This window comes from Actinomadura chokoriensis, from assembly GCF_039529475.1.
In the GTDB taxonomy this organism is placed as follows: Bacteria; Actinomycetota; Actinomycetes; order Streptosporangiales; family Streptosporangiaceae; genus Spirillospora; species Spirillospora bangladeshensis.
The window spans coordinates 698,893-712,415 of record NZ_BAAAMW010000001.1 but is presented as its reverse complement, the minus strand read 5'-3'; the positions used below and the strand labels follow the sequence as shown (position 1 = coordinate 712,415).

Annotated in this window: 12 protein-coding genes; 7 read left to right on the top strand and 5 right to left on the bottom strand. The window is 72.0% G+C overall.

The window, feature by feature from the left end; all coding sequences use genetic code 11:
• Nucleotides 1-246 precede the first annotated feature (246 nt).
• Nucleotides 247-1,356, top strand: a complete 1,110-nt coding sequence (locus ABFX46_RS03465; RefSeq protein WP_346039860.1) for an NAD(P)H-dependent flavin oxidoreductase — start codon at nt 247-249, stop codon at nt 1,354-1,356.
• 64 nt (nt 1,357-1,420) lie between these two features.
• Here ABFX46_RS03465 and ABFX46_RS03460 read toward each other — a convergent pair whose 3' ends face one another.
• Both ABFX46_RS03460 and ABFX46_RS03455 read right to left on the bottom strand, forming a co-directional pair.
• On the bottom strand, nt 1,421-1,828 hold the full coding sequence (locus ABFX46_RS03460) for a hypothetical protein (protein WP_346039859.1): 408 nt from the start codon (nt 1,826-1,828) through the stop codon (nt 1,421-1,423).
• Between the two features lie 142 nt (nt 1,829-1,970).
• Nucleotides 1,971-2,783 carry a crotonase/enoyl-CoA hydratase family protein gene (locus tag ABFX46_RS03455; RefSeq protein WP_346039858.1) on the bottom strand — a complete coding sequence of 271 codons (813 nt, stop codon included), beginning with the start codon at nt 2,781-2,783 and terminating at the stop codon, nt 1,971-1,973.
• A gap of 154 nt (nt 2,784-2,937) precedes the next feature.
• Here ABFX46_RS03455 and ABFX46_RS03450 point away from each other — a divergent pair, with 154 nt between their 5' ends.
• From ABFX46_RS03450 to ABFX46_RS03425, 6 genes are all read left to right on the top strand, one after another.
• Nucleotides 2,938-4,497 carry an acyl-CoA synthetase gene (locus tag ABFX46_RS03450; RefSeq protein WP_346039857.1) on the top strand — a complete coding sequence of 520 codons (1,560 nt, stop codon included), beginning with the start codon at nt 2,938-2,940 and terminating at the stop codon, nt 4,495-4,497.
• The gene (locus ABFX46_RS03445) at nt 4,487-5,434 is read left to right on the top strand and encodes a Zn-ribbon domain-containing OB-fold protein (protein WP_346039856.1); all 948 of its coding nucleotides are present in this window, start codon (nt 4,487-4,489) and stop codon (nt 5,432-5,434) included. The genes ABFX46_RS03450 and ABFX46_RS03445 overlap by 11 nt, the downstream gene beginning before the upstream one ends.
• Nucleotides 5,434-6,471 carry a thiolase domain-containing protein gene (locus ABFX46_RS03440; protein WP_346039855.1) on the top strand — a complete coding sequence of 346 codons (1,038 nt, stop codon included), beginning with the start codon at nt 5,434-5,436 and terminating at the stop codon, nt 6,469-6,471. Before ABFX46_RS03445 ends, ABFX46_RS03440 begins: the two co-directional genes overlap by 1 nt.
• A complete protein-coding gene (locus ABFX46_RS03435; RefSeq protein ID WP_346039854.1) occupies nt 6,464-7,621 on the top strand; it encodes a thiolase domain-containing protein in 1,158 nt (385 codons plus the stop codon). The genes ABFX46_RS03440 and ABFX46_RS03435 overlap by 8 nt, the downstream gene beginning before the upstream one ends.
• 78 nt (nt 7,622-7,699) lie before the next feature.
• Nucleotides 7,700-9,268, top strand: a complete 1,569-nt coding sequence (locus ABFX46_RS03430) for an acyl-CoA synthetase (RefSeq protein ID WP_346039853.1) — start codon at nt 7,700-7,702, stop codon at nt 9,266-9,268.
• A 198-nt stretch (nt 9,269-9,466) separates the two neighbouring features.
• Nucleotides 9,467-9,955 carry a MarR family winged helix-turn-helix transcriptional regulator gene (locus ABFX46_RS03425; RefSeq protein WP_346039852.1) on the top strand — a complete coding sequence of 163 codons (489 nt, stop codon included), beginning with the start codon at nt 9,467-9,469 and terminating at the stop codon, nt 9,953-9,955.
• On the opposite strand, the gene ABFX46_RS03420 is transcribed toward ABFX46_RS03425, so the two are convergent.
• From ABFX46_RS03420 to ABFX46_RS03410, 3 genes are read right to left on the bottom strand one after another with little or no spacing between them, the layout of a single operon-like run.
• The gene (locus ABFX46_RS03420; protein ID WP_346039851.1) at nt 9,952-10,527 is read right to left on the bottom strand and encodes a TetR/AcrR family transcriptional regulator; all 576 of its coding nucleotides are present in this window, start codon (nt 10,525-10,527) and stop codon (nt 9,952-9,954) included. The two genes, ABFX46_RS03425 and ABFX46_RS03420, sit on opposite strands and share 4 nt — an antisense overlap.
• 12 nt (nt 10,528-10,539) lie before the next feature.
• On the bottom strand, nt 10,540-12,657 hold the full coding sequence (locus ABFX46_RS03415) for a YhgE/Pip family protein (RefSeq protein ID WP_346039850.1): 2,118 nt from the start codon (nt 12,655-12,657) through the stop codon (nt 10,540-10,542).
• A 16-nt stretch (nt 12,658-12,673) separates the two neighbouring features.
• Nucleotides 12,674-13,297, bottom strand: coding sequence for an ATP-binding cassette domain-containing protein (locus tag ABFX46_RS03410; RefSeq protein ID WP_346039849.1), 624 nt, complete (start codon nt 13,295-13,297; stop codon nt 12,674-12,676).
• Between the last annotated feature and the right edge of the window lie 226 nt (nt 13,298-13,523).

Here is a 13,523-nt window from a genome sequence, read left to right as displayed (position 1 = left end):
GACGTGGTCACGAACAGCCGGTCCGCGGGCGACCTGCGGGCTGTGTCGTCCTGACGCGCCGCTCACTCTTGCGGCACGAGCGCGAGGCCGAGGGCGGTTCGCTGCTCCGGGTGTGCGGCCTTGGTGGGTAGGGGACTGATACGCGTTCTAGTCTCGGGTGGGAGTCGGGCGGGGTTGTGGGGCGGGGGTGAGATTTGTAAGTAGAACCTGTTGCAGTTTTGCGGGTGCGCGCTTAGGGTCGAGGACGTGCGGACACGAGTCACCGAACTATTCGGCATCGAGTACCCGATCTTTGCGTTCAGTCACTGCCGCGACGTGGTCGCTGCGGTGAGCCGCGCCGGCGGCATGGGCGTCCTCGGCGCCCTGCACTTCACCCCCGAGGAACTGGAGCTCGAGCTCAAGTGGCTCGACGAGAACGTCGGCGGCAAGCCCTACGGCGTGGACGTCGTCATGCCCGCCAAGTACGAGGGCGCCGACATGGGCGACGCCGAGGAGCTGCTCGGCAAGCTGCAGGGCATGATCCCGGCGGAGAACCGGAAATTCCTGGAGGACCTGCTCGCCGAGCACGGCGTCGACCCGCCGTCGGAGAAGGCCGGCAAGGCGCTGCTCGGCTGGACGGACGTGACTGCGCGCCCGCAGGTCGAGGTGGCGCTCAAGCACCCGATCGCGCTGCTCGCCAACGCGCTCGGCCCGCCCCCGGCGGACGTCGTCGAGCAGGCGCACGAGCACGGCGTGAAGGTCGCGGGCCTCGCCTCCAACGCCCGGCATGCCCGCAAGCAGGTCGAGGTGGGCGTCGACATCATCGTCGCGCAGGGCACCGAGGCCGGCGGCCACACCGGCGACGTGTCCACGATGGTGCTGATCCCCGAGGTGGTGGACGCCGTCGGCGAGGACACCATCGTGCTCGCGGCGGGCGGCATCGGGCGCGGCCGGCAGATGGCGGCGGGCATGGCCCTCGGCGCGGACGGCGTGTGGACGGGCTCCATCTGGCTGACCGTCGACGAGGCCGACACCCCCGAGCGCGCCCTGCCGAAGCTGCTCAACGCCACGTCCCGCGACACCGTCCGGTCCCGCGCGTGGACGGGCAAGCCCGCGCGCTTCCTGAAGACCGCGTGGACGGAGGCGTGGGAGAGCGAGCAGTCGCCCGGCTACCTGCCGATGCCCATGCAGTTCATGCTGATCGCGGACGCCCTGCCGCGCATCCAGCGGTCCGGCGACGGCGAGCTGGTCACCTTCCCGGTCGGCCAGATCGTCGGCTCGATGAACCAGATCAAGCCGGCCGCCCAGGTCGTCTACGACCTGATCGAGGAGTACGTCGAGGCCATCGAGCGCCTCAACACCATCACCGACGCCTGAACGGCCCCCGGTAAGAGGCCCCGCCGGCGCCCTCCCCTCAGGCGCCGCCGGGGCCTCGCCGCGCTCAGAACCGGGTCATCCAGGACAGGACGCGGGCGAGGGCGTAGTAGACGACCGCGGCGATCGTCCAGTTGACGTAGAGCTGCTCTTCGGGGTCGGTGCGGGTGAAGGCGTCCCGGAACGGCGTGGCGAGCCAGCAGCCCGCGTCGAGCGTCGCGTCCACTAGGGCGTTGCCCGGGTTCGCGTCGCCCCAGGTCAGCAGCATCCCGAGGGCCAGGATTGCGGCGGCCGCCCAGCCCGCCGCCATGATCATCGCGCTGACCGGGTTCGGCCTGCCGCGCCGCCACCGGGCGGGCTTGCGCTCGACCACCACGGTCTTCCCGGTGTCGTCGGCGGCGCTCCGCCGCGGCCACAGCCGCCGCGGCGCCTGCTCCGTGGTCTCCGGCCGTCTGCGTCGTATCTGCAAGGCCATGGCCTGCTCAGTCCTTCCGTGACTCGCTTCGCCACAAGCGGTGCCACGTCAGGAATCCGGCAAACCCGGACGGAATTACGGACGCCCGTTAATACCCGAACCGCGCGGCACCGGGGCGACGGTGCCGCGCGGACGGCGTCGGCTACTTGCCCTGGTAGACGGCGGGGCGCTTCTCCTTGAAGGCGCGCGAGCCCTCCTTGGCGTCCTCGGAGGCGAAGACCGGCCAGCCGATCTCGTCGGAGACCTTGAGGGCCTGCTCCTCGGGGAGGTGCTCGGTCTCCCGGACGGCGCGCAGGATCGCCTGGACGGACAGCGGCGCGCACGCGGCGATCTGGTCGGCCATCTCGCGGGCCGCGGCGAGCGCCTGCCCGTCCGGCACGACCTTGTTGATCAGCCCCATCGCCAAGGCCTCCCGCGGGGTCACCTCGCGGGCGGTGAGCAGGATGTCGAGCGCGGCGGCGTAGCCGATCTGGCGGGGCAGGCGGACGGCGCTGCCGCCCATCGGGAACAGTCCGCGCTTGGCCTCGAACAGCCCGAGGGTGGCGCCCTCGGCGACGACGCGCAGGTCGGTGCCGGTCAGCAGTTCGGTGCCGCCGGCGACGGCGTAGCCCTCGATGGCGCAGATGAGCGGCTTGGTGGGGCGGCCGTCGCGCAGCAGGCCCTTCCAGTGGTAGTCGGTGATCTGCGCGGCCCGCTCCTGCACGCGCGGGTCGGAGGGCGGCTGGCTCATCGCCTTCAGGTCGGCCCCCGCGCAGAAGGTGCCGTCGGCTCCGGTGAGGATGCCGACGCGGACCTCGGGGGTGTCCGAGATGTAGGCCCAGGCGTCGGCGAGACCGACCAGCATCGCGGTGCTGAGCGCGTTGCGCGCCTCCGGCCGGTTCATCGTGACGATGACGACGTGGCCGTCCCGCTCGACGATGCAGTGCTCGGTGCTGATCGGCAGCCGTTCCGCCATGGTTCCTCCAGCTCGGATGTCAAACGAGAACAGATTCTAGTTAAGCCGCTGCCCTACCGGTAGGGGTTGAACTCCAAAACGAGAACGTGATCTACTTTCATCGCCGAGTGCCGCCGTGTGACGGTGCTCACCGTGATCACTTAGGGGAGTTCCGATGGGGTCATTGGGCTTTTGGCGGTTGGCGCAGGCCGATCCCGACTGGGTCGCGTGCGTCGACCCGGACGGGACGAAGCACGCCGCGGGCGACCTGCTGGCCCGCGCGAACCGGCTCGTCCACGGGCTGCGCGCGCTGGGGCTGGAGAAGGGCGACGGCATCTGCGGCCTCGTCCCGAACGGTGCCGACGGCCTGGTGCTGTACCTGGCCGCGCTGCAGGCCGGCTGGTACTACACGCCGATCAACTGGCACCTGACCGGGCCGGAGATCGGGTACATCGTCTCCGACAGCGAGGCCAAGGCGTTCTTCGTCCACGAGCGGTACGCCCGGGAGGGCGTGCGGGCCGGTGAGGACATCGAGGCGCACCGGCGGTTCGCGTTCGGGGACGTCGAGGGCTTCCGCCCGTTCGAGGAGCTGGTCGAGGGCCACCCCGACACGCTGCCGGACGACCGCAGCAACGGCGCCACGATGCACTACACGTCCGGCACGACGGGACGGCCGAAGGGCGTCAAGCGGGCGCTGATGGGCATCGACCCCGACGACAGCGCCGAGCTGATGACGTTCCTGCTCGGCCTGTTCGGCATCCCGCCGGGCATCCCGGCCGGGGGCGAGCACCAGGCCCATCTGATCACCTCGCCCAACTACCACACGGCGGTCACCCAGTTCGGCGGCACCGCCCTGCAGATGGGCCACACGCTCGTCTACATGGACAAGTGGGACGCCGAGGACACCCTCAGAGTGATCCAGGAACACCGTGTGAGCAATACCCACATGGTGCCGACGCACTTCAAGCGGCTGCTGTCCCTGCCCGAGGACGTCCGGTCCCGGTACGACGTGTCGAGCATGAAGTGGGCGATCCACGCGGCGGCGCCGTGCCCGGTGCCGATCAAGCAGCAGATGCTCGAATGGTGGGGCGACTGCATCTGGGAGTACTACGCGGCGACCGAGGGCGGCGGCACGATCGCGAGCCCGGAGGACTGGCGCGCCCACCCCGGCACGGTCGGCAACGCCTGGCCGATCAGCGAGCTGCTCATCGTGGACGACGACGGCAACCCCGTCCCGGCCGGCACGCACGGCACGATCTACATGAAGATGGCCGGCGTCGAGTTCGAGTACAAGGGCGACAAGGAGAAGACGGAGAAGAACCGCCTCAAGGACTTCTTCACCGTCGGGGACATCGGCTACCTCACCGAGGACGGCTTCCTGTTCCTGTCCGACCGCAAGGCCGACATGATCATCTCGGGCGGCGCGAACATCTACCCGGCCGAGATCGAGAACGAGATCATCCTGCACCCGAAGGTCGGGGACGTCGCCGTGTTCGGCATCCCGGACGAGGAGTGGGGCGAGCAGATCAAGGCCGTCGTCGAGCCCGCCGAGGGCGTCGCGCCCGGCGAGGAGCTCGCGGGCGAGATCCTCGCGTCGCTGGAGGGGCGGCTCGCGAAGATGAAGTGGCCGAAGACCATCGACTTCATCGAGACGATGCCGCGCGAGCCCAACGGCAAGCTCCTCAAGCGCAAGCTGCGGGACCCGTACTGGAAGGACCGCGACAGTGCCATCTAACACGGCGCCGGCCGAGAACCCGAACCACGTCGTCGAGTTCCCCGGCGGCTACACCCGCTCGGTCGGCCCGGTGGTCGGCCGCTTCCTGAGCGAGCTGCGCGACGGCCGGCTGGTCGGCGTCAAGACGGCGGGCGGCCGGGTGATCGTCCCGCCGCAGGAGTGCGACCCCGACACCGGCGAGGACGTGACGGACGAGTTCGTCGAGGTCGGCCCGGCCGGCACGGTCACGACCTGGTCGTGGGTGCCGGACCCGGCGAAGGAGCACCCGTTCGACCGCCCGTTCGCGTGGGCGCTGATCCGCCCGGACGGCGCCGACACCGCGCTGCTGCACGCCCTCGACCTCGGCGTCTTCGAGGCGGGCGCGAAGCCGCCGAAGTTCCTTAAGACCGGGATGCGGGTGCGGCCGAAGTACCGCGCGGAGCGCACCGGGACGATCGGCGACATCGAGTGCTTCCTGCCCGAGGTCACCATGATCAACCCGCAGGCGAGCCTGGAGTACCGGCTGAAGGGCGGCCGGGCGCTCGGCCGGTTCCTGGAGGGGGTCTCCGAGGGCCGGATCATCGGGCACCGCTGCCCGGTGTGCGAGAAGGTCATCGTGCCGATGAAGGGGTTCTGCCCCCGCGACGGCGTGCCCACGTCCGAGGAGGTGGAGCTGCCGGACACCGGCACCGTCACCACCTTCGCGGTGAACAACATCCCCGACCCGCGCGCGCCCGAGGTGCCGTTCGTGTCCGGTTACGTCCTGCTGGACGGCGCCGGCCTGACGATGCTGACGCTCGTCGCGGGCGTCCCGGCCGACCAGGTGCGGATGGGCATGCGGGTGAAGGCGGCGTGGCGGCCCCGCGATGAGTGGACCCACTCGATGTCCAACATCAAGTGGTTCGAGCCCATCGACGAGCCCGACGTCCCCTTCGAAGAGATCAAGGACTTCATGTAATGCGTGATGTCGCAGTCGTCGCGTTCGCACAGAGTCATCACAGCGCCGAGGACCAGGGGATCGCCGAGACCGAGATGGTCCTGCCGGTGATCACCGAGATCAAGGAGCGGACCGGGCTGTCCCGGTTCGGCTTCACCTGCTCGGGCTCGTGCGACTACCTGCAGGGCGCGCCGTTCGCGTTCGTGTCCGCGCTCGACACGCTGGGCGCGTGGCCGCCGATCTCCGAGAGCCACGTCGAGATGGACGGCGCGTGGGCGCTGTACGAGGCGTGGGTGAAGCTCCAGCTCGGCCAGATCGACACCGCGCTGGTGTACGGGTTCGGCAAGTCGTCCCAGGGCGACCTCCGCGCGATCATGAACCAGCAGCTCGACCCCTACACGCTGGCGCCGCTCGGCGTCGACCAGGTGTCGATGGCCGCCATGCAGGCCCGCGCCTACATGGACAGGTCGGGCGTGAAGGAGGACGACCTGCGCGCGGTCGCGGCGCGGTCCCGGGCGTCCGGCCGCGACAACCCGTTCGCGCTGCACCTGCCCGACCCGGACGGCGACGACTACGACGTGGCGCCGCTGCACCCCTACGACGTCGCGCCCGTCACCGACGGCGCCGCCGCGATCGTGCTCGCGGCCGGCGACAGGGCGCGGGAGCTGTGCGAGCGGCCCGCGTGGATCACCGGCATCGACCACCGCACCGAGCCGCACGCGCTCGGCGTCCGCGACCTGACCCGGTCCGAGGCCGCCCGCCTCGCGGGGGAGAAGGCCGGCGCGGCCGGGATCGAGGTCGCGGAGCTGCACGCCCAGTTCAGCCATGAGGAGCTGATCCTGCGCGAGGCCCTCGGCCTGGACGACGGCGTCACGGTCAACCCGTCCGGCGGGGCGCTGTCGGCGAACCCGGTGATGGCGGCGGGCCTCATCCGGATCGGCGAGGCCGCGTCCCGCATCCACGACGGGACGGCGTCCCGGGCGCTCGGGCACGCCGCGTCCGGCCCCTGCCTCCAGCAGAACCTCGTCTGCGTGCTGTCGGGAGAGAACAATGGCTAAATCCTGCGCGGTCATCGGCGTCGGGCAGACCCAGTACAAGACCAAGCGGCTGGACGTGTCGATGGCCGGCCTGCTCCGCGAGGCCGCCCGCCGCGCCCTCGACGACGCCGGGCTGACCTGGAAGGACATCGACGCCGTCGTGGTCGGCAAGGCGCCCGACCTGTTCGAGGGCGTCGTGATGCCGGAGCTGTTCCTGGCGGACGCGATCGGCGCCACCGGCAAGCCGCTGCTGCGCGTGCACACGGCCGGCTCGGTCGGCGGGTCCACGGCGATCGTCGCGGCGAACCTGATCCAGTCCGGCGTGCACGAGCGCGTCCTCACGATCGCGTGGGAGAAGCAGTCGGAGTCGAACGCGACGTGGGCGCTGACGGTGAACGGGCCGTTCACGACGTCCCTGGTCGTCGGGGCCGGCGGCTACTTCGCGCCGCACATCCGCGCCTACATGGCCCGGTCCGGCGCCCCCGACCACATCGGCACGCTCGTCGCGGTCAAGGACCGGCAGAACGCGCTGCGGAACCCGTACGCGCACCTGAAGATCCCCGGCATCTCCCGCGAGATGGTCGAGTCGACGCCGATGCTGTGGGAGCCGATCCGGTACCTGGAGACGTGCCCGTCCTCGGACGGCGCCTGCGCGATGGTGCTGGCCTCGGAGGACGCCGCCAAGAAGGCGCCGAACAAGCCCGCGTGGGTGCACGGCACGTCGATGCGGTCGGAGCCGATGCAGTTCGCGGGCCGCGACACCGTCAGCCCGCAGGGCGGCAAGGACGCGGCGGCGGACGTGTACCGGCAGGCCGGCATCACCGACCCGCGCAGCGAGCTCGACTGCGCCGAGGTGTACGTCCCGTTCTCCTGGTACGAGCCGATGTGGCTGGAGAACCTCGGGTTCTGCGGCGAGAGCGAGGGCTGGAAGCTCACCGAGGCCGGGGCGACGGCGTTCGACGGCGACATCCCGTGGAACCCGTCCGGCGGCGTGCTGTCGTCCAACCCGATCGGCGCGTCCGGAATGATCCGGTTCGCGGAGGCCGCGCTGCAGGTGCGCGGGCTGGCCGGCGACCACCAGGTGGACGGTGCGCGCCGCGCGCTCGGCCACGCCTACGGCGGCGGCGCCCAGTTCTTCGCGATGTGGATCGTCGGCAGCGACAAACCCTGACTTCCCCCAATCCCTGTCTCTCTGGGGGCGACCCCAGACCCCGTCAAAGGCGCGAAGATCCCCTTCGGAGGGCGTCCGATGGAGTACAACCACGCTGACCTGTTCGAGGGACTCGCGGATGCGATCGGGGACCGGGTCGCCCTGATCTGCGGCGACCAGCGGTTCACCTACGCCGAGCTCGACGAGCACGCGAACCGCCTCGCCCACCATCTGCGGGACGCGGGCGTCCGCCCCGGCCAGCACGTCGCCGTCCAGCTCTACAACGGGGTGGAGTACGCGGCGGCGCTGCTGGCGACGATGAAGATCCGGGCCGTGCCGATCAACGTCAACTACCGGTACGTGGAGAACGAGCTGCTCTACGTCTACCGGGACTCCGACAGCGTCGCGCTGCTGTACGACGTGGAGTTCGAGGACCGGGTCGCCGCGACCGTCCCGGAGGCGCCGGAGCTGCGGCACCTCATCGCGGTGGGCGGCGCGCCGTCCATCCCGGGCGCGGTCGCCTACGACGAGGCGCTGCGGGACGCCGACGGCACGCGCGACTTCCCCGCGCGCTCCGGCGACGACCTGTACATCATCTACACCGGCGGGACGACCGGGATGCCGAAGGGCGTCATGTGGTCGGCCGAGCAGATCATCTTCGCGTTCTGGAACCCGACGGTGCCGCGGCCGTCCAAGCCGGAGGACATCGTGGAGCACGCCCGCAACAGCGGGCCGCTGACCATGATGCCGGTCGCTCCGCTGATGCACGGGGCCGCGCAGGTGGCCACGTTCATCGCCTGGTTCATGGGCGCGACGCTCGTCTACACCCGCAAGTTCGACGCGGCCGACGTGTGGCGGACGATCGAGCGGGAGAAGGTCAACTCGCTGACGATCACCGGGGACGCGATGGCGATCCCGATGGCGGAGGAGCTGGCGCGCGGCGACTACGACACCTCCTCGCTGTTCGCCTACGTGTCCACGGGCGCGATCTTCACGGGGACGGTCCGCGACCGCATCCAGAAGCTGCTGCCGAACGTGCTGATCCTGGACCGGTTCGGGTCGACCGAGTCGGGCTCGACGGCCGAGGCGGTCGCCGGCTCCACCCCGGAGAAGGGCCTGCGGTTCGCGCCGGACGTGGAGAACGTCACGGTCCTGGACGACGCGCTCCAGCCCGTCAAGCCGGGGTCGGGCGTCATCGGCCAGGTCGCCCGGACGGGGCACATCGCGCAGGGCTACTACAACGACCCGGAGAAGACGGCGAAGACGTTCCCGGTGGTGGACGGCAGGCGCTGGCTGCTCACCGGCGACATCGCCACCGTCGAAGAGGACGGCTCGATCGCCGTGTACGGGCGCGGCTCGCAGGCGATCAACACCGGCGGCGAGAAGGTGTTCCCGGAGGAGGTCGAGGCCGTCCTCAAGGGGCACCCGGCCGTGTACGACGCGGTCGTGACCGGCATTCCGGACGAGCGCTGGGGGAACCGCGTGGCCGCGGTGATCCAGGCGTCCGGCGACGCGCCGTCCTCGGACGACCTGGACGCGCACTGCCGCCGCGAGCTGTCGGGCTACAAGGTGCCGCGCGTCTACGCGTTCGTCGCGGAGATGAAGCGGTCGCCGGCGGGCAAGGCCGACTACCGGTGGGCCAAGCAGGTGGCGGAGGAGGCCGGGTAGGGGCGCTCGCTAGAGGTCGGCCCCGAACCTTCGTGGGATTCGGGGCCAGGAGCGGACCTCTGTTAGTGGTCCTAACAAAACCCATGATAGGGGTGCCCCGGGGGTGCCCCGATCACGGGCCCCTGAGTCGTGCGCCACACGCCGCGCCGTCTCCGGTGGTCCTGTCCGGATCCGGCCACTAAGCTCTCCAATCGAGAGATGACGAGGGAGAGGTGGGCGGTGTCGACCCCGGACCGCGAGCGGTTGGACGAGCTGCAGCGGGCGATGCAGCGCAGCACCATGTTCACCGTCCTGCTGCACCACGCCACCGCGAGCAAGGCGGGCCTGAACGTCACCGACGCGCAGTGCGTGAGCGCGCTGGTCCTGGACGGGCCGCAGACGCCCGGCCGGCTGGCGCAGCTGATGGGCATCACGACCGGCGGCGCGATCACGGCCGTCATCGACCGGCTGGAGCGCGCCGGGTACGTCAGGCGCAGCCGCGACCCCGACGACCGCCGCCGCGTGATCGTCGAGCCGGTCGAGGAGAACATCGCCGAGTTCGGCTCCTACTTCGAGCCGATCGCCGACGCCTTCCGGGAGCGCCTCGCCACCTACAGCGACGAGGAGATCGCCGTCCTGCGGCGCTGGATCCGGGAGAGCAACGAGGCGATGCCCGGCATCATCGAGCAGGTCCGCAACCTCCCCTAGCCGGCGAGCCGGCCGCGCAGGAGGTCCATCAGGGTGGCCTGGACGTCGGCGAGGGGGCGGCCGGGCTGGAGGGCGCGCCAGTCGAGCGCGACGGTCAGCACCATGCCGAACACGGCGGACGCGGCGGTCCCGGTGTCGAGGTCGGAGCGCAGGTCGCCGGCGGCGACGGCGTCCCGCAGGACGTCCGCGATGACGCCGATGGCGCGTTCCCGGATGAGGCGCGCGGTGCGCTGCCAGTCGCCGCCGGACCGCCACGTCTCGGCGATCAGCAGCCGGGCGAACGACTCGTGCTCGCCGATGAACGCCAGCTCGGCGGCGACGGCGGCCTCCAGCGCGTCCAGCGGCGCCCGGCCGGACGCGGCGTCCCGCAGCGCCGCCGCGAGCCGCTCGACCCCGTACTCCAGCAGCGCCGCGAACAGCGCGGCCTTGCTGCCGAAGTTGTAGTAGACGGTGCCCTTGGCGACCCCGGCGCGCTCGGCGATCTGGTCGACGGTCGTGGCGGCCAGCCCGCTCTCGGCGATCAGCTCGATCGCCGCGCCGAACAGCTTCTCCCGGGTCGCGCTGCGCGCCACGTCCGCCACCTCCTACAGCTTCAGCGCCGGGTGGAGGCGCTTCAGGGTCCACACCCGGTTGTGCCGGACGGCCAGGGCGGTGAGCGCGAGCCCGCCGGCCAGGAAGGCGACCAGCACCGCACAACCCTGCCATACCGGCGTCAGCGAGCCGCCGCCGATCAGGGGCCGGACGCCGTCCACCACCCACGACATCGGCAGGTACGGCCGGACGACCTGGAAGAAGCGGGGGCTCGTCTCGATCGGGTAGGTGCCCGCCGCCGACGTCAGCTGGAGCATCAGCAGCGCCAGCGCGAGGATCCGGCCGATCGGGCCGAACCGGGCGTTCACCCACTGGATCACGGCGAGGAACGCGGCGGACGCGAGCGCGAGGAACGCGACGAGCCCCGGCCAGTGCTCGGCGCGCAGCCCGAGCGCGAGATGCAGCACCGCCAGGACGACGCACGCCTGCGCCGCCCCGATCAGCGCGGCGGGCAGCCAGCCGGCGAGCGCGACGCGGCGGCCGGGCGCGGTGCCCGCCATCGCGCGCGGGTTCAGCGGGCGCAGCAGCATGTAGATGATCATGCCGCCGACCCAGAGCGACAGCGGGACGAAGAACGGCGTGAAGCCCGTCCCGTAGTTCGGCACCTTGTTGTCGGTGGCGCTGGCCAGCCGCACCGGGTCGCTCATCATGTCGTCCCGCGCGGCGCGCTCGTCGTCGCCGTAGTCCGGGATCTTCCGGGCGCCCTCGTCCAGGCCTGTCGCGAGCCTGCCGCTGCCGTCGGAGATCTGCGCGAGCGCCGTCTCCAGCGTCACCGCGCCACCGGACAGCCGGCCGAGCCCGCCGCGCAGCGCGCCGGCGCCGTCCGACAGGGCGCCGAGTCCGTTCGTGAGCCGGGACGATCCGGCGAGGAGCTTCCCGGCGCCCGTGTTGACCCGCTGGGTTCCGGCGTTGAGGCGGTCGACGTCCCGGCGGGCCTTGTCGACCTTGGCGGCCAGGGCGGGCGCGTCCTCGGCGAGCCTGCGGGCGGCCTTCTCGACCGTCCGCGCGTCGGCGGCGACCTTGCGCAGGTCGCCGGCGTGCTCGCGGACGTACCCGTCCACGTCCTTCGCCGCGGCGACGACCTGCGCGGCGGCCCGGGTGAGGTCCTGCCGGACGTTCGCGGGGATCTCCGGATGCGCGGCGAGCTGCGCCTCCAGCTCCGCCTGCGCCTTCTCCGCCTGCTCGACGGCGGCGCCGGTCCGCGCGGGCAGCCGCCCGGCCCCGTCCGCGAGGGCGTCGGCGCCCCGCGCGACGGCGAGCGCCGCCCGCCGGATCTCGGGGGCGTTCTCGCGCAGCAGCGGGACGAGCGTGCCGCTCGCCCGGTCGGCGGCCGCGGTGAGCCTCCGCATGCCGGCCGCGACCTGGGCGGTCCCGTCGTGCAGCTCGCCGAGCCCGGACGTCAGGTCGCCGCTGCCCGACCGGGCCTCGTCGATGCCGCCCTTGAGCCGGCCCGCGCCCGCCTCGGCCTCGCCCGCGCCTGCGGCGAGCCTCCCGGCCCCGTCCCGCGCCTGCCCGGAGCCCTCGGCGAGCCTGCCGGCGCCGTCGGCGGCCTCGCCCAGCTCGCCGTGCAGCTTGCCGAACAACAGGAAGATGCGGTCGAAGTAGCCGTGCACGGCCTCGCTTCCGGCGGCGGCGCTGATCTCCTTGAACGCGGACTGCGCGAGCGTCCCCATGACGTAGTTGTTCGTGTCGTTCATCTGGAGCCGCAGCCCGGCGGCCGTGGGAACGCCGTCCTGGGACGGCGAGGCGATCCGGGCACTGAAGTCGGACGGGATCGTCAGCGACATGTAGTACTTCCCCGACCGCACGCCCTTCTCGGCGTCCTCCGCCGACACGGTGCGCCAGTCGAAGACCTTGCGCTGCTTCAGCTCGTCCGCGAGATCGGCCCCGGCGTGGACGGTCTTGCCGTCCGCCTTGGCGGGCCGGTCCTGGACGACCAGCGCGACCGGCACGTGCTGGAGCCGCGCGTAGGGGTCCCAGAACGACCACAGATAGAGACCCGCGTAGAGCAGTGGCAGGAGCACGAGCCCGGCGAGGGCGATGCGGGTCAGCCGGTTGCGCTGGAAGCGGCGCAGTTCCAGGCCGCCGGACGTCAACGCGGGAAGTCTCATCGGGGGGTTCTCCTAGCTAGCCCAGGGGGAGGCCGTGCGTGGCCAGACCGTCGGCGGGGGCGGGGTCGTGGCAGGCGGCGACGATGGTGACGCCGCCGGCCGCGATCGCGGCGAGCCGCCGCCACAGCTCCCGCTGCCGGTCGGCGGGCAGCCCCTCGTCGACGTCGTCGAGCAGGAGCAGTCCGGGGGCGCCGACGAGCGCCAGGGCGGCGCCGAGCAGTCGCGCCTCGTCCGGTGGGAGTTCGTCGGCGAGCGTCCGCTGGTCGATGTCCAGTCCGACTCGGTCGAGGGCCCGCCGCCTGCGTTCGTCCCGTCCGCGGAACCTGCCGAAGACGCCCTCGCGCAGTGCCAGCGCCTCGTTCAGGTGCTCGCGCACGGTCAGCGCCGGGTCGAGTTCGGTCACGCCGGGCACGATCCCCAGCGCCGCAACGCGCTGGACGTCTCCGGGCCTGGTGAATCCGCCGACGGCGACCGACCCCTCGGCGGGCCTCATGCGTCCGCCGAGCGTGAGGAGCAGTGCGGTGCGGCCCGTCCCGGCGATGCCGCTCACCGCGACCAGGGCCCCGGCCGGGGCGTCCAGCCCGACGTCCCGGAACACCCAGCCCCGGGCGCCGCGCACCCCGAGGCCCCGCGCCCGCACGCCGAGCGCCCGGGGGGCTCCGGCTCCGGGACGGCCCCCGCCAGTCCCGGAGCCCTTCGGGGAGGGTCCGGAGACGGCGCCGGCGGTCCCCCCGGCCGCGGCAGCCGTCCCCGGAGTCTGGTGCTCGGTCGCCATCGCGAGCCTCCGGGAGGAAATTTGAACTGACCGGTCAGTACAAAGGTAACCTTGCCCGGAACCTCGCGAATCCGCCGAGACGGTGACATCT

What these genes read in the sequence shown, in the direction of transcription:
- ABFX46_RS03450 (WP_346039857.1), top strand. Translation starts at nt 2,938, where the DNA reads ATGGGGTCATTGGGCTTTTGGCGGTTGGCGCAGGCCGATCCCGACTGG.
- ABFX46_RS03415 (WP_346039850.1), bottom strand. Translation starts at nt 12,657, where the DNA reads ATGAGACTTCCCGCGTTGACGTCCGGCGGCCTGGAACTGCGCCGCTTC.
- ABFX46_RS03425 (WP_346039852.1), top strand. Translation starts at nt 9,467, where the DNA reads ATGACGAGGGAGAGGTGGGCGGTGTCGACCCCGGACCGCGAGCGGTTG.
- ABFX46_RS03430 (WP_346039853.1), top strand. Translation starts at nt 7,700, where the DNA reads ATGGAGTACAACCACGCTGACCTGTTCGAGGGACTCGCGGATGCGATC.
- ABFX46_RS03440 (WP_346039855.1), top strand. Translation starts at nt 5,434, where the DNA reads ATGCGTGATGTCGCAGTCGTCGCGTTCGCACAGAGTCATCACAGCGCC.
- ABFX46_RS03460 (WP_346039859.1), bottom strand. Translation starts at nt 1,828, where the DNA reads ATGGCCTTGCAGATACGACGCAGACGGCCGGAGACCACGGAGCAGGCG.
- ABFX46_RS03455 (WP_346039858.1), bottom strand. Translation starts at nt 2,783, where the DNA reads ATGGCGGAACGGCTGCCGATCAGCACCGAGCACTGCATCGTCGAGCGG.
- ABFX46_RS03435 (WP_346039854.1), top strand. Translation starts at nt 6,464, where the DNA reads ATGGCTAAATCCTGCGCGGTCATCGGCGTCGGGCAGACCCAGTACAAG.